This is a genomic window from Leuconostoc palmae, from assembly GCF_019656075.1.
GTDB lineage: Bacteria > Bacillota > Bacilli > Lactobacillales > Lactobacillaceae > Leuconostoc > Leuconostoc palmae.
This window is the reverse complement of record NZ_BPKZ01000006.1, coordinates 26,105-48,705: the sequence shown is the minus strand read 5'-3', so window position 1 is coordinate 48,705 and position 22,601 is coordinate 26,105. Positions and strand designations below refer to the sequence as shown.

21 protein-coding genes, 1 other RNA gene and 1 riboswitch are annotated in these 22,601 nt (G+C 35.6%); of the genes, 5 read left to right on the top strand and 17 right to left on the bottom strand.

Annotated elements, in window-relative coordinates; all coding sequences use genetic code 11:
• Positions 1 to 7 precede the first annotated feature (7 nt).
• From K5Q12_RS04405 to recU, 9 genes are all read right to left on the bottom strand, one after another.
• Positions 8 to 748, bottom strand: a complete 741-nt coding sequence (locus K5Q12_RS04405) for a phosphoribosylaminoimidazolesuccinocarboxamide synthase (RefSeq protein ID WP_220742557.1) — start codon at positions 746 to 748, stop codon at positions 8 to 10.
• Positions 729 to 1,850: a 5-(carboxyamino)imidazole ribonucleotide synthase gene (gene purK / locus K5Q12_RS04400; protein WP_220742504.1), complete on the bottom strand. Its 1,122-nt coding sequence runs from the start codon at positions 1,848 to 1,850 to the stop codon at positions 729 to 731. The genes K5Q12_RS04405 and purK overlap by 20 nt, the downstream gene beginning before the upstream one ends.
• Entirely contained in the window at positions 1,847 to 2,332 is a 486-nt protein-coding gene (gene purE, locus K5Q12_RS04395) for a 5-(carboxyamino)imidazole ribonucleotide mutase (RefSeq protein WP_220742503.1), read from the bottom strand. Before purE ends, purK begins: the two co-directional genes overlap by 4 nt.
• Before the next feature lie 247 nt (positions 2,333 to 2,579).
• A complete protein-coding gene (locus tag K5Q12_RS04390; protein WP_220742502.1) occupies positions 2,580 to 4,055 on the bottom strand; it encodes an ABC transporter substrate-binding protein/permease in 1,476 nt (491 codons plus the stop codon).
• A gap of 160 nt (positions 4,056 to 4,215) precedes the next feature.
• Positions 4,216 to 4,594, bottom strand: an RNA gene (gene rnpB, locus K5Q12_RS04385) — RNase P RNA component class B.
• A 25-nt stretch (positions 4,595 to 4,619) separates the two neighbouring features.
• Positions 4,620 to 4,994 carry a cell division regulator GpsB gene (gene gpsB, locus K5Q12_RS04380; RefSeq protein WP_220742501.1) on the bottom strand — a complete coding sequence of 125 codons (375 nt, stop codon included), beginning with the start codon at positions 4,992 to 4,994 and terminating at the stop codon, positions 4,620 to 4,622.
• A gap of 76 nt (positions 4,995 to 5,070) precedes the next feature.
• Entirely contained in the window at positions 5,071 to 5,643 is a 573-nt protein-coding gene (locus K5Q12_RS04375; protein WP_220742500.1) for an SLOG family protein, read from the bottom strand.
• A 54-nt stretch (positions 5,644 to 5,697) separates the two neighbouring features.
• Positions 5,698 to 7,866 (bottom strand): transglycosylase domain-containing protein, encoded by a 2,169-nt coding sequence (locus tag K5Q12_RS04370; RefSeq protein WP_220742499.1) that lies wholly within the window; start codon positions 7,864 to 7,866, stop codon positions 5,698 to 5,700.
• 26 nt (positions 7,867 to 7,892) lie between these two features.
• A complete protein-coding gene (recU, locus tag K5Q12_RS04365) occupies positions 7,893 to 8,510 on the bottom strand; it encodes a Holliday junction resolvase RecU (protein WP_220742498.1) in 618 nt (205 codons plus the stop codon).
• Positions 8,511 to 8,726: 216 nt separating this feature from the next.
• Here recU and K5Q12_RS04360 point away from each other — a divergent pair, with 216 nt between their 5' ends.
• The 5 genes from K5Q12_RS04360 (at position 8,727) to K5Q12_RS04340 (ending at position 13,953) form a co-directional block, all read left to right on the top strand.
• Complete coding sequence (locus K5Q12_RS04360) at positions 8,727 to 9,401, top strand: response regulator transcription factor (RefSeq protein WP_220742497.1); 675 nt, start codon at positions 8,727 to 8,729, stop codon at positions 9,399 to 9,401.
• Positions 9,398 to 10,393: a sensor histidine kinase gene (locus K5Q12_RS04355; RefSeq protein WP_220742496.1), complete on the top strand. Its 996-nt coding sequence runs from the start codon at positions 9,398 to 9,400 to the stop codon at positions 10,391 to 10,393. The genes K5Q12_RS04360 and K5Q12_RS04355 overlap by 4 nt, the downstream gene beginning before the upstream one ends.
• Positions 10,394 to 10,471: 78 nt before the next feature.
• On the top strand, positions 10,472 to 11,236 hold the full coding sequence (locus tag K5Q12_RS04350) for an ABC transporter ATP-binding protein (protein ID WP_220742495.1): 765 nt from the start codon (positions 10,472 to 10,474) through the stop codon (positions 11,234 to 11,236).
• Positions 11,233 to 13,146 carry an FtsX-like permease family protein gene (locus K5Q12_RS04345; RefSeq protein WP_220742494.1) on the top strand — a complete coding sequence of 638 codons (1,914 nt, stop codon included), beginning with the start codon at positions 11,233 to 11,235 and terminating at the stop codon, positions 13,144 to 13,146. Before K5Q12_RS04350 ends, K5Q12_RS04345 begins: the two co-directional genes overlap by 4 nt.
• A 363-nt stretch (positions 13,147 to 13,509) precedes the next feature.
• Positions 13,510 to 13,953 (top strand): hypothetical protein, encoded by a 444-nt coding sequence (locus K5Q12_RS04340; protein ID WP_220742493.1) that lies wholly within the window; start codon positions 13,510 to 13,512, stop codon positions 13,951 to 13,953.
• Between the two features lie 65 nt (positions 13,954 to 14,018).
• On the opposite strand, the gene K5Q12_RS04335 is transcribed toward K5Q12_RS04340, so the two are convergent.
• The 8 genes from K5Q12_RS04335 to K5Q12_RS04300 form a co-directional block, all read right to left on the bottom strand.
• Positions 14,019 to 14,837, bottom strand: a complete 819-nt coding sequence (locus K5Q12_RS04335) for a VanW family protein (RefSeq protein WP_220742492.1) — start codon at positions 14,835 to 14,837, stop codon at positions 14,019 to 14,021.
• A gap of 244 nt (positions 14,838 to 15,081) precedes the next feature.
• Entirely contained in the window at positions 15,082 to 16,629 is a 1,548-nt protein-coding gene (gene guaA / locus K5Q12_RS04330) for a glutamine-hydrolyzing GMP synthase (protein ID WP_220742491.1), read from the bottom strand.
• A gap of 34 nt (positions 16,630 to 16,663) precedes the next feature.
• A complete protein-coding gene (locus K5Q12_RS04325; protein WP_220742490.1) occupies positions 16,664 to 17,644 on the bottom strand; it encodes an IMP dehydrogenase in 981 nt (326 codons plus the stop codon).
• Positions 17,645 to 17,667: 23 nt separating this feature from the next.
• Positions 17,668 to 18,840 carry an IMP dehydrogenase gene (guaB, locus tag K5Q12_RS04320; RefSeq protein WP_220742489.1) on the bottom strand — a complete coding sequence of 391 codons (1,173 nt, stop codon included), beginning with the start codon at positions 18,838 to 18,840 and terminating at the stop codon, positions 17,668 to 17,670.
• A gap of 194 nt (positions 18,841 to 19,034) precedes the next feature.
• Positions 19,035 to 19,131, bottom strand: a riboswitch (purine riboswitch).
• Between the two features lie 99 nt (positions 19,132 to 19,230).
• Positions 19,231 to 20,121 (bottom strand): zinc metalloprotease HtpX, encoded by an 891-nt coding sequence (htpX, locus tag K5Q12_RS04315; protein WP_220742488.1) that lies wholly within the window; start codon positions 20,119 to 20,121, stop codon positions 19,231 to 19,233.
• Positions 20,121 to 20,669 carry a LemA family protein gene (locus K5Q12_RS04310; protein WP_220742487.1) on the bottom strand — a complete coding sequence of 183 codons (549 nt, stop codon included), beginning with the start codon at positions 20,667 to 20,669 and terminating at the stop codon, positions 20,121 to 20,123. Before K5Q12_RS04310 ends, htpX begins: the two co-directional genes overlap by 1 nt.
• Before the next feature lie 87 nt (positions 20,670 to 20,756).
• The gene (locus K5Q12_RS04305; RefSeq protein ID WP_220742486.1) at positions 20,757 to 21,674 is read right to left on the bottom strand and encodes a hypothetical protein; all 918 of its coding nucleotides are present in this window, start codon (positions 21,672 to 21,674) and stop codon (positions 20,757 to 20,759) included.
• 10 nt (positions 21,675 to 21,684) lie between these two features.
• Positions 21,685 to 22,506: a hydrolase gene (locus K5Q12_RS04300; protein ID WP_246570494.1), complete on the bottom strand. Its 822-nt coding sequence runs from the start codon at positions 22,504 to 22,506 to the stop codon at positions 21,685 to 21,687.
• Positions 22,507 to 22,601 lie beyond the last annotated feature (95 nt).

Genomic DNA, 22,601 nt, shown 5'->3' with positions numbered 1-22,601 from the left:
CTCCTTATTAAAGCTGTTGTAGTCTAGTTAATACTTCATGATAACCCACAGTAACGTCACCAGTATGTTGACGGAAAACATCTTTATCTAAAGACTTACCTGTTTTCATATCTACTAATCTCATATTGTCCGGTGATAATTCGTCTGCTAAAATAATATTTCCTTGAGTCGTTCGACCAAATTCTAACTTGAAATCTACTAATTGTATTCCTGCCTTAGAAAAAAGTGCCGTTAATAGTTGATTAATTATTTTTGATTGTTCTCGTAATTGATTAAGGTCATTTTCTGTGGCAAACGCTAGTGCAACTATTTGTAAATCATTCATGAAAGGATCGTCTAATTCATCTGATTTATAATAAAATTCTTGAACTATAGGTGCCAGTTTCTTCATCGGTTCTACACCAAATTTGCTAACAAAATGCCCTGACGCGTAATTTCGTGTAACAACTTCAATTGGTAAAATATCAAGTGCTGTTACTAATTCATCTGTTTGCGATATTGATCTTAGATAATGATTTTCTACATTGTGCTTTGTTAAATAGTTGAATAATAGATGGCTAATCTCACTATTCAACTTCCCCTTGCCAGCGATATTTTCTTTCACCTTGCCATTTAATGCTGTTGCTTGATCTAAGTAATGTACCCAAAGTATATCAGGATTGTCTGTCAGAAAAACCTGCTTTGCTTTACCAGTATATTTTAGTGTTGATTTTGAAACAGTCTTATCATTAAATTCCACGCTGTCCATGTCCTTCTCCCCATTTACGTAATTTTGCAATATTTTCATCTCCAAGAACTGTGATATGTCCCATTTTACGGTTAGCCTTAACTGCATGCTTTCCATAATCATGAAAATGCCACTCCGGATGGTTTATGAAATCTTCACGTGCTTGTTCAATTTCATCACCTAACAGATTTAGCATCAAAGTTGGTGCAATTAACTCAATATCTGGAATTGGCAAACCAACAATACTTCTAATATGCCCCTCAAATTGTGATATGTTTGTTGCTTCAATAGAATAATGTCCTGAATTATGTGGACGTGGTGCTAATTCGTTTACCCATACTTCACTGCCATTAACAAATAATTCAATACCTAAAACACCTCTTAGTTTAATTGTTTCAGCAATTCGTGAAGCGATATTATTAATAGTTTCGACATGTTTTTCATCAATAGTTCCGGAAACGAAGCTTGTTTTTAAAATATGGTTAACATGAACATTTTCGGATATTGGCCACAGTGTAATACGACCCATTGCATCACGTGCAACCATAATACTTAACTCTTTCTCAAAATTAACTCGTTGCTCCAAAATTAATGTGCCAGTTGGAAAATTTGTTTTTAATTTTTCAATATCTGCTTCGCTGTCAAGAGACCATTGTCCGTGCCCATCATAACCACCACTGACAGTTTTTAAAATAGCAGGAAGTTTGATTTGATTCGTTGCTACTTCAAATTCAGAAACATTGTTAACTTCTATAAATTGAGCAACTGGTACTTTTGCTTCATCTCTGATAAACGTTTTTTCAGTAATACGATTACTTGTAATATCAAGTAATTTTGTTCCTTGTGGCAATGCAACAGTTTGCTTTAAAAGGGAATCAACATCCACGTTTTCAAATTCATAAGTTAAGACATCACTTTGACTTGAAAGTTTATTAAGACTTTCATCATCATCATATGGTGCTACCACTTGAAAATCAGCAACTTGCCCTGCTGGCGAATCTAACGTGGGATCTAATACACCAACCTTATATCCCATAGACTTAGCAGATAACGCCATCATTTGGCCTAACTGTCCACCACCAATGATACCTATTGTGGCCGGTGGTAAAATAATTTGTGTCATAATAAGTCGGCCTCACTATCTATTGACTGTTGCGTTTGATTCTGTCGGTAAGTTATCAAGCTATCTAAAACAGTTTGATTATTGGTAGCTAAAATTTGTGCAGCTAACAAAGCCGCATTCTTTGAACCGGCATCTCCTATTGCCACTGTAGCTACGGGTATACCAGCTGGCATTTGTACAATAGATAGCAATGAATCTAATCCATTTAAAGCACGAGACTGCATAGGTACACCAATCACTGGCACTAAAGTATTTGCAGCCAACATTCCCGGCAAATGTGCCGCGCCTCCTGCACCAGCGATAATTACTTTTAGTCCATTTTTTTGAGCGTTTTCACCAAATGTCTGTAATTGTTTTGGCATACGGTGCGCTGAAATAATATGTGTTTCATAAGCAATATTCAGTTGATTTAAAACATCTGTTGTTTTCTTCATTGATGACCAATCACTGGTTGAACCCATTACCACGGCAACTTGCGGCATAATACCCTCCATAGTTCGCTTTTTCATTTAATTTTTATTTAAAAATTATTTTAAGTTCGTTTACAATTTAAATTTAACAGAAAACAGAAAAGAATGCTTCGTTTTTAAATAAGAATATTCAAATAATATAAGATTTAGTTCGTTATTACCGAACGATTAATGATTTTTGACTACTATTAACGAACGTTTGTATTGTAAGCGTTTTTATTTTTCAAAATAAAAAACGCATCAGCAAATGCTGATGCGTTTAACGTCCTGTGCGAGCCATGCGTTTTTCAGCATATCCCAAAGCACGACTAATACCAAATGTTAGTACAAAATATATAAGCGATGTAATCAATAGTGGGAAAAACGGTTGAAAACTTGCCCCTTGAACAACACCAGTTTCAAACATTAATTCTCCAACACCAATAACAGAAACAACCGAACCTTCTTTAATAACAGTAACAAATTCATTTCCTAATGCTGGCAGAATATTTTTAATTGCTTGAGGTAAAATAATAAACCTCATTGTCTTACCCTTTGACAATCCTAATGATCGAGCTGCTTCAGTTTGACCATAATTAACAGAGTTAATACCTGATCGAATAATTTCTGCAACATAAGCTGCAGAATTTAATCCCATTGCTAATGCGCCCGCTGCAAATGCTGATAAGTTTAATCCAATAACTTGAGTACCAAAGAAAACCATAAATGCTTGAACTAATAATGGTGTTCCTCTAACATACTCAACATAAATATTGCCAAGTGCTTTCAATATGAAATTTGGTGATAATTTAAATAGCGCAAATACTGTTCCTAAAATAGAACCAATTATAACTGCTACTGCTGCTAAAGCAAGCGTAATTAGCGTACCTTTGATAAACAAGTTTCCATATTTAGCCCAAAATGATTGCTTAGCAAACATCAATGTATTTGCCTCTTTTTGATATGCCTTCAATTTTCCCGAAGATACAATATTATCAATAGATTGATTAATTTTTTCTTTTAGTACAGGTGAGTTCTTCGGCATTGCAACTGAAACAGCACCTTCTGATTCATTTGGTTTTGGATAAATTACTTTTAACGTTTTATTTTGTTGAGCGTATGCTTCAGAGATTGGATCATTTAACACAACTCCAGCAATTTTACCTGCTGATAATTGAGAAACTAAATCGGGAACTTTCTGTAAACTCACAAGTTTTGATCCTGACATATTATCTTGAACAAATGTTTCTTGAGTTGTTTGTCTCTGAGCGCCTATTTTTTGTCCTGAAAATGAATTAACATCAGTTGTATATTTTTCAGCATTTTTCTTGAGTATCAGTACCGTCTGTTTAGGTGACAAATATGATTTTGAAAAATCAACGACTTTTTCTCTCTCTGAAGTAGCATTGATACCTGAAATAATAACATCGATTTTTCCAGTTTGCACCGCACCAATTAACCCATCAAACCCCATTTCCTTGATTTGTAACTTAACACCTAAATCTTTAGCGATTTGTTTAGCCATTGACACTTCGAAACCAACAATTTGATCTCTACCTTGAACCGTCGCATGAAATTCAAATGGCGCATAATCTGCTGATAATCCGACAACTAATACGCCACGCTTTTTGATTGCGGCATAGGTTGCATCGGTATCATCAGCATGTGCCTGAGGTGCTGTAAGCAGGAATATAGGAAATAGTAACATCACAGTAAACAGCACCGTGACCATCTTTTTTATTATTTTACTCTTCATATTAAATTTACTCCTCAATCAATTATTAACGTAATTAATCATATCTTATAATGAATTTTTATGCAATTAAAAGCACATGTTATTCAGATTATAGCTGTATATAGTTATAAATGTGTATAAAATAAAAAAACGCCACAATGTGACGTCCCCTGTTGTAAGTATCTGTAGGCCATGTTTTGTTCAAGTGTTATTCAGGTATATAACACCATCGGTAATCATCTATCTAAGTTTGCATCAGCAAACCATACCAACCATCGCTTCAATTTGCTAGATTAGCCGCCCCTACCAAAAGTTTGGGTTGCCCACTTGTGGGGTTTACCTCGTCTCAAACACTAGCTTTCACTAATGTATACGTTTCTATGGCACCTTCGAGCCTATTTAGACATAGCTATATTAATAAGCCTTAGCCTTTTCGACCGCCGTGACATCACTGCCCCTGGGTTTATTTTTTATCCCAGCACAATCACTACAACCATCTCAGGTTGTGCGAGCATGGACCTTCCTCACGTTAGAATTATAACGCGCAATTACCCGATACTTACAAATTACTGCTACTCTTAAAAATTATACGTTTTCAGAATCATGTCCGAAAACTGCACGTTCAAGATTTGCAACACGTTTAATCAAATCTAAATTAGTTACAACTTGAGCTGGCTTAGGTGCTTCTACGACAGGTTCAACTGATTGCGCAATATTTGCTGCTGTAACTTGTTGTTGTTGCTTAACAATTACCAATTGTTCCTGTGATGACTTTAAAGCGGTTTGCAATCGTGATACTTCACTTTGAAGTTGTTCAATACGACCAGTAAAGGCTCCATAATCTTTAATAATATCATCCAAAAAACTATCTACATCAGCTGGATCGTAACCAACTCCCATACGCTTTTGTTTAAAAACGCGTTCTAAAATATCTTTTTGCGTGTACTTTACTTGTTCCACAAGTCACACCTCAATTCCATTTCTTTACTTCTTTAATATTACCAATAAATTTTTTAAATTACAAGTTTATAACACGTTATTCGAAAAATTGAGTTGTATCATGCAATATTTCATTATAAGCTATTGCATAGTCTTGCAATTTGTCCATGTCTACCAAATAAGATGGATAGGGTGATTTACCTTGCTTAGCTAAAATAGCTTGATAATCATAATATACTTTACCCTTAAATTCAGTATCATACAATAGTAGTGCTAAATCAGTATGACTCAGCATAAAAATTTGGTAATTTTTTAACTGTTGCGGATTTTTATAAGGTAATTTTGAAACGGTATCACTAAAATCTACTAGTTTTTTAGTTAGTCTCAGTTTGTCTTTACTAGACTGTTGCCATTGATCTCCAAAACCTTTGAAAGGATATAGCAATGCTATTTTTAAATCAGGATAGTCATTTTTTAAATTATAAGCTACTTCAATGGTCCACTGTTCTGTCCCCATTTGACCACCTGTTAGAATCCAATCCACGCCTTGTTCGATAAGAACTCGTAACTCCTGTTCTAAGGCATATTTTAGAATCTCAATTTTAGGGTCTTCATTTCCAAATGTTCCAATTTCATAACTACGATATCCAGTTACCCATAAGCGTGACATGATTTTAATCTCCTAGTTTATAAAAAGCCCTGCTTTGCGCAAGGCTTTTTATAATTAGTTATTATTTCCGGCACCTTGTGTTATACCTGCTTCAGCAGGTGTTTCACCAGATTGAGTAATAGAGTTTACAAGTGGTAATCCTCCATTACTCCATTTTGCGCCTTTAACTTCATATTCGACAATGTTACCACGAACTTTCGGAGTAACTGTATTAGGTGCTTGCCAATCAGTATTTGGCTTGTTTTGCATTGCATAACTCATAACACGCTGATAGAATTGCGCAGGCAAATCTTGAGACGTCCAAGGAATATAATTTTCTTTCGGATAGTCATATCCAGTCCAAACAGACAATACATATGATTTTGTGTAACCAGTAAACCATGCATCTTTAATAGCTTGGTTAGGCATCCCTTCATCTTCACCATAACCAACCAATCCAGATTTCCCTGCTTGATGTAATCCTGGAATAATCGCATCACTAGCCGTGGCATTTGGTTTGATAACACCCTTCATCATATCAGTTAACATGAAAGCAGTGCTTGACTTCATAGCCCGCTGACCTGAAGTATTGTAGTTGTGAGTTGTCCCATCAGCCGTAACAATTTTAGTGATATATGATGGCTTATAATACGTACCACCATTAGCAACTGCTCCAAATGCTCCTGCTTCCTGTTCGGTAGAAACAGCAATACCAATGGCATCAGTTCCAGCAGGTGTATGATCTGTTGGAATTCCTATACCGTTAACAAATTTTCCGGCATCAACACCGCCAACGGCATCTAATGCTCGAACAGCTGGTGGATTTCGAGATTGTGTTAGGGCTGAACGAATTGTAATATTCCCCATAAATTTACCATCCCAGCTACTTAACGATTTGTCGGTACCTGCATATTTATATTCTTTATCTTCAATGGTACGGTAAGTTGGCCAGTTCAAATATTCAATTGCAGGACCATAATCTAATAATGGTTTAATTGATGAACCTGATGACCGACCAGACAAGGTTGCGTGATTAGTTCCTTGCAAGACATCTAAATTACGCCCGCCAATCTGAGCCACCACACGTCCGTTAGTTGGATTCGTCATAGTTGCACCAATTTGTGTATTGCTAGCTGGAAACGCAATATTATTTCCATTAGCATTATCGTACATAGATTGTTGCAAATTGGAATCCATACTGGTATAGATTCTTAATCCAGCTTTGTTTGTATCATAACCTAATTTCTTTGCTTCATCTAGTGTTGACTGTACATAAGCATCAACTACTTTTCTATTTGAATTGGCTAATTGCGCTTTAGATGTTAGATCTTCCAACCCATCATTAATTGGTGTCTTAATAGCATCATCTGCTTGACTTTGAGAAATAGCACCATATTTAACCATTGCTTGCAAAACTGTATCACGCCGTGTTTTTGCTGCAGTATTATTTTTTAAATAAGGGTCATAATTGGTTGGTGATTGTGGCAAGCCAGCTAACAAAGCTAATTGTGGTAAGGATAATTGCGTCAATGGCTTCCCATAAAAATACTCCGCCGCAGTTTTCATACCAGAAATACCATGTCCCATATAGACCTTGTTCATATAAAAGGTAAGAATTTCATCTTTACTGAAGTTTTTCTCCACTCTCAATGCTAACCATGCTTCTTGAGCTTTTCGTTTCAATGTCTGATCAGCAGTTGACGTACTAAATACAGACAATTTAACGAGCTGTTGTGTTAATGTTGACCCACCCTGCATGCCAAGCGATGATCCACGTAAATTAGCCAAAGCAGCTCCAGTAATTCTGATTGGATCAACACCGTTATGTTTGTAAAAGCGACGATCTTCAATTGACACAACTGCTTGTTTCAATTCTTTTGGAATTTGATTTGAAGTGGCATAATCTCGCTCAACTGTTGATAATTTCCAAATTGGGTTCCCTTGACTATCATATATTGCGCTTGACGGCTCTGAAGCAAGACTTGATTCTGTTATGTTAGGAGCGCTTTTTGCATAAGTAATAAACACTGCTGTTCCAGCTAATCCAGCAATAAGGCCAATAACAAAAACCCAAATTAGTACTGCTAAAAACCAATGTCTCTTTTTTCTCTTTGGCTTTTTGGGTCCTCCTTTTCCACCATTATTATTATTTGACGGTGGCATTTTTGGTGGTTCTGTTGCTGGATAATTATCATAAATATTTTGATTACGGTTTACCCGCGACCATTCGTTATTATTTGCCATAATTGACGTGATGCTCCTAATTACTGTTAGTTAAGATACTCAAAATATTGGTCAACAGCCTTTAAATAGTCTAATGAAGGATTTAAACTGGATTGGACAAGATAGCTGACATGAACTATATCTTGATAAGATATCGATTGTTTACCACCTAGGCGTTGCCACTGTTTGATGAGATGTTTAGCAGGGTAAATATATGTTTCATTTAAACTGGTGAATTTAATAATCACAAATCCAACACCATTTTGGGCCAAAACATTAGCCAGATGAACAATTTGATGTTCATGAAAATTTTTAAGTGGAAATGATGTTTTATTTTTTGTTTCTTTAGCATCAAAGTCAATATATCGTCCCTGATAAACACCATTATAATCAGTTGTTGAAGCTTGTTTAAAATAAGCTTCGGTTATTTTAGCAGCTGATCTGACGGGATAATCAACCTTCACAATTGTAATCGGGGTTGGCTTTTTATGAATAACTGCAAGATTATTCGCTAAATAAAATTCATTTGCTAAATTAATCTCATCTTCAAGACCCATACCTCTTTTTCCAAAGGTTAAAGCTTTGTGTGTTGTTTTCCCTAATTTCATAGTGTTCGTCGATTGATTGAACCCACGTCTTGCACCAGCCGGATAATTAATTGCCATTAATCCCCTCAACGTTAAATTTAAACTATATATTTTCTATTCTACCATAAAAGAAAAAATGACAAACTACATTTTTTATTTAACATATTATCGTTAATATAACTAGCAAACATTATCAATGACTTATTCAGATAAATTAACTATGCTAAAATAATCGTTGATAAATGTGTTCTGATCATTTTTAAAATAAGAGCACAATAGATTGGAGTATGAACCATGCAAAAAGTTTATATTATTGAAGATGATGAAGGTATCACCCAACAAATGAGACAAGCACTTGAAAAATGGCATTTTGCCGTGTCTAGTGTAGCCGATTTTGAGGCAATTGATACTGAAGTTAAACAGTGCCAGCCAAACATTATTGTCATGGATATTACCCTACCTTACTTTGATGGTTTCTTCTGGACGCAAAAAATTCGTACATTTTCACAGGTACCTATTATTTTTGTTTCGGCAGCTAGTTTAGATCCTAATGCTATCAGAGCAATAGCCATTGGTGCCGACGATTACTTAACTAAACCTTTTTCAACAGCAGTTTTTATTTCTAAAATTCAAGCAATTTTACGACGCATAGGTCAATATGATGACTTCACTGATACAATTACATGTGGCAACTATAGTTTAAGTATTGTGACAAATATCCTGCAAACCCCAACAAATTGTATCAAACTGACTACAACAGAAAGTATCATTTTGAGATTATTAATGCTTAATCCAAACCAGACTATTTCCAAAGAAAAGATCATCAAACGTATTTGGCAAAATGGTGATTTTACAGATGAAAACATTCTAAATGTTAATATCAGTCGGCTTCGTGATAAACTAACGCAAGTTGGGCTAAAAAATAGGCTTATCACTGAATACGGGAAAGGCTATAAATTTATCTCATGAACACTGTCAAGCTTTATGTCAAAATCAGCATATCTGAATGGCCTATCATCTTAGCCTATAGCCTATTGATGCTACTGTTAAGCTTTTTAGGCTATCTTTACAAAATTGATTTAGTTATCATAATCGACCTCATACGTTATTCTATCATTCCTCTTTTGATTATCGTTAGCACACGAATCTATCAAAAAATCATTGATACAAAGCAGGTTCAGAAAGCAATCATTGAACAGAAATCCACAAATATCAAAATGCACGGGTTTTATGGTCACTTATATGCCAAGACCCTAACAACTTTTATGAACAAAGTACAAGCGGATAACCGACAATTCATAGAAGCGTTCAAAGAACGTCAAGATTACTTGACTTTATGGAGTCACGAAATGAAGACCCCTTTAACTACCTTAAGCTTAGCAGCTGAAAATAATACCGTTGTACCAAGTGATTTGGTTAGCGAAAAAGCCTACCTACTGACATATCATATTGAGCAACTCTTAACGATTGATCGTTTGGCTGATTTTAACAAAGACCTTTATTTCGAGTACATATCTCTGTCTACTTGTGTTACCGATGTTGTTAAACAAAATACCTCTTATTTTTTATCCCACAAAGTAGTACCTATAATTACCCTACCAGAAGTTATGGTGTTATCTGACCAAAAATGGTTGTGTGTCATGCTAACACAACTGATTAGTAATGCAATTAAATATTCATCTCAAAATAGTCGAATTGCGTTAACTTTTGACGACCACACTTTATGTATTAAAGATTTTGGCGTTGGCATCTCGCAAAGCGACCTACCTCGTATTTTTGACCAAGGTTTTACCGGGAAAAATGGCCGTCTTAATAGTGAAGCCACAGGTATGGGACTTTATATCGTGCAACGAATTGCTGCTATATTAGATATTCAAGTCACTATCCAATCACATCAACAAAAGGGAACCAGTGTTGCGGTTCAATTCAATCCTAAAAAATTAAAATATAACAAACTGTAAGTATTCTCTCGCTTTTGTAACTACAACCAATCGTAAATCTTCTTTATAATCAGGGTATCAATAAAAGGAGTTTTAATTATGAGTTTATTAAATTTAAAACATATTAAAAAGGTTTTTACCGAGGGAAATACTAATCAGATTGTTGCCCTCAGAGATATTGATCTTTCAGTTGAGAAAGGTGAGTTTGTAGCTATCATGGGTGAGTCTGGTGCCGGTAAGTCAACGCTACTCAATATTATTGCTACACTTGATCAGCCTACTAGTGGCACAATAACGCTTAATCAAACTGACCTTAGTCATCTATCAGAAAAAGACTCGTCCCAGTTTCGCAGAGAACATTTGGGTTTCGTCTTTCAAAGCTTTAATTTACTGGATACATTTAATAATCGTGATAATATTTTTTTGCCTCTGGTTTTATCAAAAGCCAAACATGAATTCATGATAGACCGTATCAAGCCATTATCCAAAGCTTTAGGTATTGATAACCTATTAGATCGTCAGCCATCTGAAATTTCCGGTGGACAAAAACAGCGTATTGCGATTGCCCGAGCATTAATTACACAGCCGGATTTATTATTAGCCGATGAACCGACGGGCGCTTTGGATTCCGGTAATAGCGAAAAAATCTTGCGATTATTTAATCAGATTAATCACAGTGGACAAACAATCCTAATGGTGACACACAGTGCTGAGGCGGCAAGCTATGCTCAACGCACATTATTTATTAAAGATGGCATCATTTATAATGAACTCTATCGTGGTGATCAAAACCGCAGTCACTACCTCGAACAAATCATCAACAGTCTAGCTGCTTTACAAAGTAGAGAGGTGACTAGCCAATGATTCAATTTAAGCTCGCCTATCATCATCTTGTTAAGAATAAAAATCAAAGCCTCCCCTTTATTTTCTCCAATACCATTTGGATAGCTGTTGTTTATATCTTTTTAGCAATGTTATATGATACCAACCTGAAAAATATTTCTTTTGGTACGATAGCTGTTGCGCTTATGCAACTTGGCCTTGGCTTTGTCATATTAGTTTCAGGTTTGGCCATTATTTATGCTGAACAAACCTTGAATAAACAACGTACTAAAGAACTTGGTTTGTACAGTATGCTAGGTTTAAACAAGCACAACTTGCGGCAAGTCATCGGCATTGAAAATTTACTTTTTTATGCCATCAGTACAGGTCTTGGACTAATTATTGGTATTACCTTTTCCAAACTTTCTGTAATGAGTTTACGTGTGCTGCTGAGTTTTGAACATCTTCATCAAACACTCACCATAAAACCTATTGCTATCGCTGCTATCATTTTTGCCATTATTTTCTTATTACTGACGCTATACGATTTTTTGGGGTTGCGCCACATTAATCCTATGACACTGTGGCAGAAAGCTTCTAAACCGGAAACAGTACCGAAAGGACATACATTTTTAGCAATCACTGGCTTAATCGTGCTCACCATCGGTTATTATATTTCTATCTCATCCCGAGCATCACTCTCGGCATTTTTGCAGATGATGGTCGCTATTATTCTTGTCGTGGTTGGTACCTATCTGATTTTTATCGTTGGAAGTATCGTGTTTCTAAAGCTATTAAAGCAGAATGAAAATTACTATTATAAGCCTAAAAATTTTATTGCTGTCGCCAACATGCTTTTTCGAATGAAGCAAAACGGTGCTGGCTTAGCAACAATCAGTCTTTTGTGTACCGCCACCTTAGTATCAATTATCGCCTCTGTCTCACTTGTCGCCGGCCAAAATAATCTACTCAATTTATGGAGTAAAAGAGATATTCAAATCGTTTCTACGTCACCCATTAATCTTGTCCAGAATGAACAGATAACACAATTTGCTAGCAAAACAAATATAAGCCTTCAATCGCATCGCCAAATGACTGTGACGACGCCAACAAACGGTGAACTGAAAAATAACTATTTTAAAGCCAATAATTCTTTAAAAACTGAAGTGGCGATATCGTCGCTGGACTTACAACAATATAATCACATAGAAGGCTCACATTATCATCTGGCTGATGACGAAATTCTCTTGTACAGTCCGGACAACACTTATCAAGGCAAGGAGATTATAATTCATGGTCACACATACAAAGTTAAACCAGTGACATCATTTGACACTTCTTTTGTATACAACCATAGCACCTATAAACCAATTTTTATTATCGCTAAATCACAAGCGATCGCACAAAAAATTAATCCCACACCTGTACTTTACGTCACCAGTTTTAACACTGTTGGAACTAAATCGGCTTGTAAACAATTTGGTGAAAAACTTCCTAATCTGCTCAACGCCGACCCTGCCAGCATCACGTCACGCTTTGTCATTAAAGATTTGTTTGGTTCACTATTTGGTGGTTTCTTATTTATTGGTGTGCTCATTGGTCTAGTGATGATTTGCGCGACTGCTATGATTATTTACTACAAACAAGTTTCTGAGGGTTATTCAGACAAGGCAAACTATGCGATTATGCGGCAATTGGGTCTTAGTCAACAGGAAACAAGAAAAGCAATTAATAGCCAAGTACTTACTGTTTTTCTCTTACCAATTGTTGGTGCTGTCATCAATTTAGCTTTTGCACTACCTGTACTAAAAAATGTTTTATCAGTTTTTTCAATGTATAATATTAATATTTTGATAATTGTTAGTTTCATTTGCATTGCCCTGCTCATCATCATTTATATGTTAATATATTGGTCCACAACAGTAGTCTATAGACAAATTATTTCATCATAAAAAAAGATCGTGTTAACACGATCTTTTTTTATAGTATTAAATATTTCTTCTGATTAATTATATAAATATATGCCAAAATAATTCAATTTAATTATACATTTTAAACTTAAATTTGATGGTTAATCTATTTCCCTGAATCAAGCCCATTTTTGAATAAAACATATATCATCTTAATACAGTGCTATATTCATGTCTTTTTGCATAGCTTACCTCAACTATTTAAATTAGAACATACAACTTTATTATGGTACTAATATACGATACAATGAGACAGTTACATCTAATAAACCAAAATTATCATACATATCCTTGTTGTTAAACGCTGAGTATAACAACTAAAAAAATTTATGAAGGAAAATAACAATGAAAAAAATTTTATTAGTTATCGTCGTTATAGCAGCTATTGTAACTGTTTTAATTATGACTAGTCAGACAGATACAACTTCCAGCACACAATCTTTTTTAAGTCAAAAACTACAGACCACAACCGAATCACAGGATGATAAAGTGATATTGTCTCAGTTAACTGAAAAAATGACTCAATCAACTGATGAGATGTTAAATACTTTTAACCAATCATTAAAAAATTCACCACAAGATGTTGACGGACGAAAAAAAATGACCGAGGACAATATCAAAAAATTGCAAGATATTACTAAAAATGGGCTATCAAAACTTGATCAAGTAAGATCAGAAAAAGGTAAAAGTAATGGTACTTATAATGATTATTCAGCTAAAATTAAAAGTTTATACTCTGAGAAAAGTCAACTTTTAGTTGATACTTTTAACCATTCAATTAATCAATAAAAGTCACGCAGCTACCACTACGTGACTTTTTAAGTACCGCTATATAGTACTTGTTTATATATTTCTTACTCAGTAATCACATTAAGATGACTTGTATCATATGCTACTCTTGCGTGATTTTCTTGTATAAGGTCATTAGTCAACAAATTACTCTCATTGTCAAAAGAACGTTTGTAAATTTTACCACATCTATAAACCTGATCACCTTGCTTAACAAATCGTTCATTCTCCATTTCCACTTTATAAATGATATTTTGTGGGGCAGAACAATAAAGTTCTCCATGTAAATGTGTTTCTCCAACATATGTAACTAACTGATATGTTTGCGAAGTATTGTTTTTAAATCTATAGTCAAGATAATTGTAAACAATTGATGTGCCACTGCCAAAGGGTACTTTCCTATCAGAATCTGGAAAAATATCAACTTGCTCATGATGATATTTTTCAACAATATCTAGTGGTGTATGTAAAACCATCCAATGAATTAAATTGCTAAACTGACATAATCCGCCACCAGTTCCTTTTTTTAGCTGCCCATCATTGGCCACCATCAATCCCTGTTGGTAGCCATTTTGTTCAGTACATCTACCAACTAAGCTCCAAAAAGAAAAAGTCTCCCCTGGTTTTATAATAACGTTATTGACTTTTGGCGCCGCAATTTTTAGATTAGCTACTTTAGCTTCTTCTACCGGAACTGATACTTTTCGAAGGCGTCTACGTATCAATGATTCATGTTTGAAAACTAAATATGGCAGTTTTTTTTCACTTTTTTTGTTTGCAATTTTGACTCTAAAAGTATCTCTTATTTTACGTTTTAAGATATGAGATTCATACGAAATCTTATAGGTTAAAGGTGATATTTCACAAAACAACTTTCTCGACATAAAATAATACTCCCCATAATAAATTAAACTCTCAATTAAGCATACACTTGTTGCCCTTTGTAAAAAAGTATTTGACATAATTAGTATTTGACATAATTTATTTAAAAAATTTAAGAAAATATTTTATTAAAAAAGAACAAGCGCAAAATGCATTTGTTCTTAAATATACTTTCAATCCATAATTAATTTAATTGTCCTCACTAGTCACCAAAAAATGATTATATATAGCGTGGATAAAAAGTTATTATTCCCACTCAACAGTTGCTGGTGGCTTAGCCGTAATATCGTAGACGACACGATTAATGTGTCCAACTTCATTGACAATACGTGCTGAAATCTTTTGCAGTAATGGCCAAGGTAATTGGGCAAAATCGGCCGTCATACCGTCAACAGAAGTGATGGCACGAATGGCAATTGTATAATCATACGTACGATAATCGCCCATTACACCAACAGAGCGAACACCTGTCAAGACAGTAAAATACTGCCAAACATCGCCTTCAAGACCTGCTTTTGCAATTTCATCACGCAAAATCCAATCAGAATCACGGACGATTTCTAGCTTATCTTCGGTAATATCACCTAGAATGCGAATACCTAAGCCAGGACCTGGGAATGGCTGACGCCAAACCATTTCGTGTGGCATATTCAATGCTTCACCCAACTCACGAACTTCATCTTTAAAGAGTGTGTTCAATGGTTCAATCAACTTAAACTGCATATCTTCTGGCAACCCACCAACATTATGATGAGACTTAATTGTTTGTGCCGTATCCGTACCAGACTCGATAACATCGGTATAAAGTGTTCCTTGTGCTAAGAAATCGATATCTTTTAACTTAGTTGCTTCATCGTTGAAGACTTCAATAAATTCATTACCAATGATTTTACGTTTCTGTTCAGGATCTGTGACACCAGCTAATTTTGAAAGGAAACGATCTTGTGCGTCTACTTTAATGATATTCAAACCAAATTGGTCGCCCATCATTGTCATGACTTGTTCTGCCTCGTTTTTGCGCAGCAATCCATGATCTACAAAGATAGAAGTTAATTGATTACCAATAGCTTTATGTAAAAGTACACCAACAACTGACGAATCAACACCACCTGATAAGCCCAACAAAACTTTTTTATCACCCACAGTTTCGCGAATTCGGGCAATTTGTTCATCAATGAATCCACTCATGTCCCAATTTGCTTCTGCTTGTGCAATATCTAATACAAAGTTTTGAAGAATTTGCTTACCGTGTTCAGACAGTGTCGTTTCAGCGTGAAACTGGACACCATATAAGCGTCGCTCATCATTAGCAATTGCTGCAATTGGTGTTTTGTCTGATCCACCAGCAACAACGAACCCTTCTGGTAACGAAACAACATTGTCTGAATGACTCATCAACACAGTTTGCGATTCGGGCGTATGCGCAAATAAACGACCAGCTGACTTTGTTTTCTTTAGAATGGTTTGGCCAAATTCACCATTACCAGGATTAGCTTCGACCTGACCACCGAGGTTTTGAGCCATCAATTGCATACCGTAGCAAACACCCAGTACAGGAATACCTAATTCAAAGATACCATTATCAATCGCGAAAGCATCAGCTTCATACACTGACTTTGGCCCACCAGATAAGACAATTGCCTTAGGATTATATGCTTTAACTTCCTCAGCAGTCATATGACGCGACTTCAATTCTGAAAAAACACCCATCTCACGAATGCGGCGGGTAATTAATTGGTTATATTGGCTACCGTAGTCTAAAACTAGGACCTTATCGGCATTTACTTCAGCCATTTGGTTACTCTCCCTTTTTGATCTAATGTTATCATCACTTAGCGTAGTTTGGTGCAATTTTTGTAATTTCGACATCGTGTGGATGTGATTCTCTCAAACCATTATCTGTGATTTGCACGAATTGTGCACCCAGCTTTAAATCCAAAATAGTAGATGATCCTGTGTAACCCATGCCGGCACGCAAGCCACCATCTGCTTGGAAGATTGCATCATCAATTGACATGTCACCACCAACAAATGTGCCATCAGCTTCAAGGACTTCACCCTTGAGTAAATCAGTAACCAAGATAGCATCAGCACCAGCAGAAATCGCTTTAACTACATCTCCTGAATAATGGACACCGCCTGAGGCAATAACTGTTTTATCAAACTCTGAGGCTACTTCTGCAATTGCCATTGTTGTTGTTAAGAATGGGTACAATGCATTATTTGGCAATGGTGAGTTCACTGAACGACCAGCAATCACTGCATCAACGCCATCTTGATACAAAGCACCAGCAATACCTTGGTCTTCCACCGCACCAACTGCTAAGAAAGTTTTTGGAAAGGCCTTACGAACTGCTTTGACAATGGCATTTGTTTCTTGATTTAAGTCATCTTGCAAATAGAAGAAAATAGCATCAGCACCAGCGGCCACAAGTTTATCCACACGTGCTTGTGCACCCTTAGTCAACCAAACTTCAGCGGCTACACGGACACGACCTTTATCGTCAACAAACGCATTAGGATATTTCTCATTGTCTACTTCTGTTGCTTTAGCAGCAGATATCACAGCCATTTGTGCTGCAATATCTTCTTGTTCGGCTACCACACCTAGGCCACCATTTAAAGCAGTTGCCACAACACGATTGTCCGTTGCTGTACCGTTGGCTTCTGAAACTAATGGCATGTTCAAAACAAAGCCATCTGCCAATCGTGTTGCCAAAGATACTGTGTGAGGGAGCACATTGGAAGCTCCTGGAACTAATAATACTTGGTCATAACCCAAGCCTTTGTTTTCATTATTTTCAGACATATTTTCTCTCCGTGATACAAACATTAAAATGTTGGAATTGTATAAGACTTTTTGACATGTGCTACTTCCGCTTCATAGTCAGTAACACTGATATCACGTGTCATACGACCATTTTTTGATAAGTCAGCAACTGAGCTTTCGTCCATCTTAGCCATTTCTTCACGGATAGCGGTCATTATCTTTGCTAATACGTCTGATAAAGCCCCTTTGTAAGCAACGCGGGCTTCGATACCTTCTGGTACCATCTTCTTGGCTTCGTTAACTTCTCCTTGGAAGTAACGGTCTTTAGAACCAGCTTCCATTGCAGCAATTGATCCCATACCTCTGTATGTTTTATATTGCTTACCATTGTCTTCAAAAATTTCTCCTGGTGTTTCTTCAGTACCAGAAAACATTGACCCGAGCATAACAGCATTTCCACCAGCTGCCAATGCTTTTGTGATATCTTTTGGTGTTTTTGCACCACCATCAGCAATAATTGATTTCCCACGACGAGCAGCTTCTTCCGCAGCATCACGAACAGCAGAAAGTTGTGGTACACCAATACCTGCAACAACACGTGTTGTGCAAATTGAACCTGGTCCGATACCAATTTTGACAACATCTGCACCAGCATCATACAAAGCAGCAGCTCCGGAAGTTGTTGCAATATTGCCAGCAATAATATTTAAATCTGGGAAAGCCTCACGCACTTCAGAAACCTTACGTAAAACACCTTCTGAATGACCATGAGCAGAGTCAAGTACAATCGCATCAACACCAACAGCAGCCATAGCTTCAACACGTTTAACCGTATCAGAAGTCACACCCACAGCTCCAGCTACCAAAAGTCTGCCATTATCATCTGTTGCAGCATTAGAAAAATTATGAGAATCAAATTTTGCTTCTTTTACACGTTTAACCTCATCTGCTTGTTCAGCAATCGTCATATTTTTATGAATAACACCTAAACCGCCTAATTTAGCAATTTCAGTAGCAAAGTGTGATTCTGTTACAGTATCCATTGCTGCTGAAATCAATGGTATCTTAAGCTTCAAAGTTGGTGTGAGCGTTGTACTAACATCTATATCATCTACACTAACTGATGATGTCTGAGCATAAACCAATTTCATATCATCAAACGTTAAGCCCATCTTAGCAAACTTATTACGTGAGCTGAACTTAGGCTTTTCATCGTCTAAGAAAAATTTTTGCATGAGATTCTCCAATTTTAAATACTATCAGTAAATTGTTTAATAGTTTACTGATTTTAACTTATCAATTTGGCCTTTTTGTTAACACTAGTATTAACGGATCCGCCGAGTATTTTTTAATGAAACTAAATAATATTTATTAACAGTAAAAAAAGCATTTGGGACACGACAGATCCACAAATGCTTTTACGACCAATTATCGCTTCACACTTGCGGATAGTCACGACTTATGGGGCGTGGTAGAAACTGCTGGCCATTTCCCAGCGATATATCTGCAAACAAAAGATTTAGTTATTGGTATTACTTTAACGGTTTTTATGAGAAAAATCAAGCCTTTGTTCACTATGTATCGCTATTTTTATTTTTTAAAAAAACACCTGATTTTTAGGTGCTTTACATTTTTTCTAACCTTGCAATTCTCTCTTCCATCGGTGGATGAGTATCAAACAAATTAGCTGTTTTTTTCAATGGATTACTAATATATAAAGCCGCCGAAGCTTCATCTACTTGCTGCATCGGCTCTGCATGACTTAGTTTTTTGAGTGCTGAAATTAACTCTTGTGGATTTCTTGTTAACTCTACACTTCCTGCATCTGCTAAGTACTCACGATTTCTAGAAATCGCCATCTGAATAATACTAGCAACCAGCGGTGCGAATATCATAATTAAAATAGATAAGGCAAACATTAATATTTGCACACCACCATTATTATCACGATTATCACGATCACGACTATTCCCACCAAACAACCACCAATTACTACCTAGATTAGTTAATAGTGAAATAGCTGCAGTCAATGCAAGGGCAATTGTTGAAATGCGAATATCATAGTTTCTAACATGACTCATTTCATGTCCAATAACGCCTTCAAGTTCATTACGATTCATTATTTTTAATAAACCGGTTGTTGCGGCAACAGCAGCTGTTTTAGGATCATTTCCGGTAGCAAAAGCATTAGGACTATCATCGTTAATAATGAACACCCTAGGCATTGGTAGTTGAGCAACCATCGCCATGTCTTCAACCGTGTGCCATAATTCTGGCGCCTGATCTGGGGAAGTAATTTCTTTACCATTGTTCATTGCCATTACAACATTAGTTGAATTTGTAATCATGATAAGAGCGTATATGCCGCCTATAACTATTGCACCAATAACGCCTAGCGGTAACGATCTGAAAAACAGATATCCTACTGCTGCGCCAACAATACCAACAACAACTAGAAAACCTAGTAATAAAAAATATGTTCGACGTTTATTAGATTGTATCTGTTCATATAACATTAAAATTTAACCGTTGGTACTTCTTTTTCATTTTCAGGCACTGCAATAAATTCGCTTGGTTCAAAATGATGAATACCTGCAATAATATTACTTGGGAAAGACTGTAGCTTTGTATTATAACTCGCTGTCGTTGTATTGAATAATTGGCGTGAGTAAGCAATTTTATTTTCAGTATTAGTTAATTCTTCTTGTAACTTTGTAAAATTAGTACTAGCTTTCAAGTCTGGATAAGCTTCAGCAACAGCAAATAAGTGTGTTAATGCTCCTGTTAATTGGTCAGATGCAGCCATTGTTGCTGCTGGCCCCTGAGCATTGTTAACCTTAGTCCTTGCATCAGTAACAGCTTGAAGTGTTGTTTTTTCAAAATCTGCATATCCTTTTACAGTGTTGACTAAGTTTGGAATTAAATCATTTCGACGCTTCAATTGTACATCGATTTGACTCCAAGATTCCTTGGTTTGCATACGTGATTTGACCAATCCGTTATACACACTGATCCAAACAATTGCAATTATCGCAATAATTGCAACAATAATCAAAATTGTCATAGTTATTCCCCTTTTTATAGCAATAGCTAATTGTTTTTGTCAAAATATTCTTAATAGATTAACACTAACATCATCTCATATCTTGTGTTAATCTACAAATACTTCACGCTTATCACGTAGCCCTACTACATTGATATGAGTTTGATACCATTTATAAAAAAATGGTAGTTGTTGAAATAACGTGTAGATGGTGATGTCCTTATTTTCGTCGACAACCTTATAATACCATTCAGTTTGATGTTCACTCAAAGTACTTTGTGCTAGCTGTATGGCTACTTCACCAATATTAATCTCAACACCATTGTCCGCTGATTTCATCTTTTTTAAAATAAATTGTTGCTCTGCTGCTTTGACAAATAAGCTATCTAATACATCTGGTAATAGCTCTTTTTGTCTCATAAGTAATTGATCTTGGTCTGTATTATCCATACCAGGAAGTACACTGTCATAACCAATTTCTGAAAGTTGCTTTGCAATATTAGTTAGTCTCTGTTGAAAAACAGCCAATGCTGCCACACCACCAAGTTGAATCGCTTCGGTCTGCACAAGTTTACTAAACTGTTCTGTATCCAAATAAAAACGATTATCAAAAATGTCCCAATACACTACCCTTAGTTCTTGTGCTGTTTCTTCCAAATAATAACCACCAGCATCTAATGGTGCTTTTACAAATCTGAACGAAGCATTTGGCCATTCAGAAAAGTGAATTTCTGCAACACGCTGAGCTTGTGGCAAAATAATTTCAATATCATTTAAAGAGGCATTACGAGCAATTTGTGCAAACGCAACAGTAACCCAGTGTGTTGCCGGAAACCATTTTGGTGTATCAATACGAACCATTTTTGATTGATGTAAGTCAAATAGTACAATTTTTTTCAAAATATCTAAAATGACTTCAAGCGATTCAGTATCGATTAAATTTTCAATTAGTGTATGCCATTGTTCAAATAAATTTAAATCTTTTTCTAATTGATTACTATATTCTTGTACATCGTATTTAGTCATATAATTACTCTTATTTCAGTGATTTTAAATATGAATCAGGTAAGCGATTGATTTGTCCTACAAAATCTTCAATAGAGTTGAATTCTGCCACAATAGACTGTAACTCTAGTTGTCTCAAAGCATTTTCTTTTTCAAGTGCCAGAAGTTCTGCTTCGTGTACTCCAAGTTTTTTTTCAACATCAGGAACACGTTTTTGTGTTGCTTGAAGCAACTCTTGTTTTTTTTCTAAACTTTCTTTTGTACTTTTATCATTCCGTCCAAACAAACCAGATTTGTTCGTTTTTAGTTCCTCTAATTGATCTTCGATAACTTGCAACTCTAATTTGCGCTTAGTATTATCAGATAGAAACTCTTGTAATCCCTCAATATTCTTGTTAATTTCTTGAATCTTATCATCGTTAATAGTTTCACCTGAAGGTAATTGTTCCGTAATCTTTAATTCATTTATTATTTTTTCATCAACTGACATTACAGAAGAAATGACATTTAGTGTCCCTATTTCTCGATGGTTCCACCAATCACCAATAAAAACAGCGTAATTATCAAAATCATTATTTAATGGTTCTACAAATAAAAAGGGTAACGTTTTTTGCACAAAACGAATCAAATTTGGCGCTAAATATCTTGATATCAATGGCTGTAGGTCTGATACAATTAAGGGCAATGATTGAATTTTTTCCTGTAATTCGGCGTTATTTTCGCGTATTAAAGAATACATTTCATATAGCTGGTTATTAATAATTGCTAACTCAAATTGGTTTAAAAAAGTTACTTTATTATGAATTTGATTGACTAAATCTGGCTGTAGTAGTGTTTGATTATTTTTGTCCATTATCGCATGCCTCCATTAAGCGCAAAACTTATTTTTAGCATACACTAATATGGCCTCTAAAAATAGTCTGTTAAGTATTTTTTATGACTTATAAA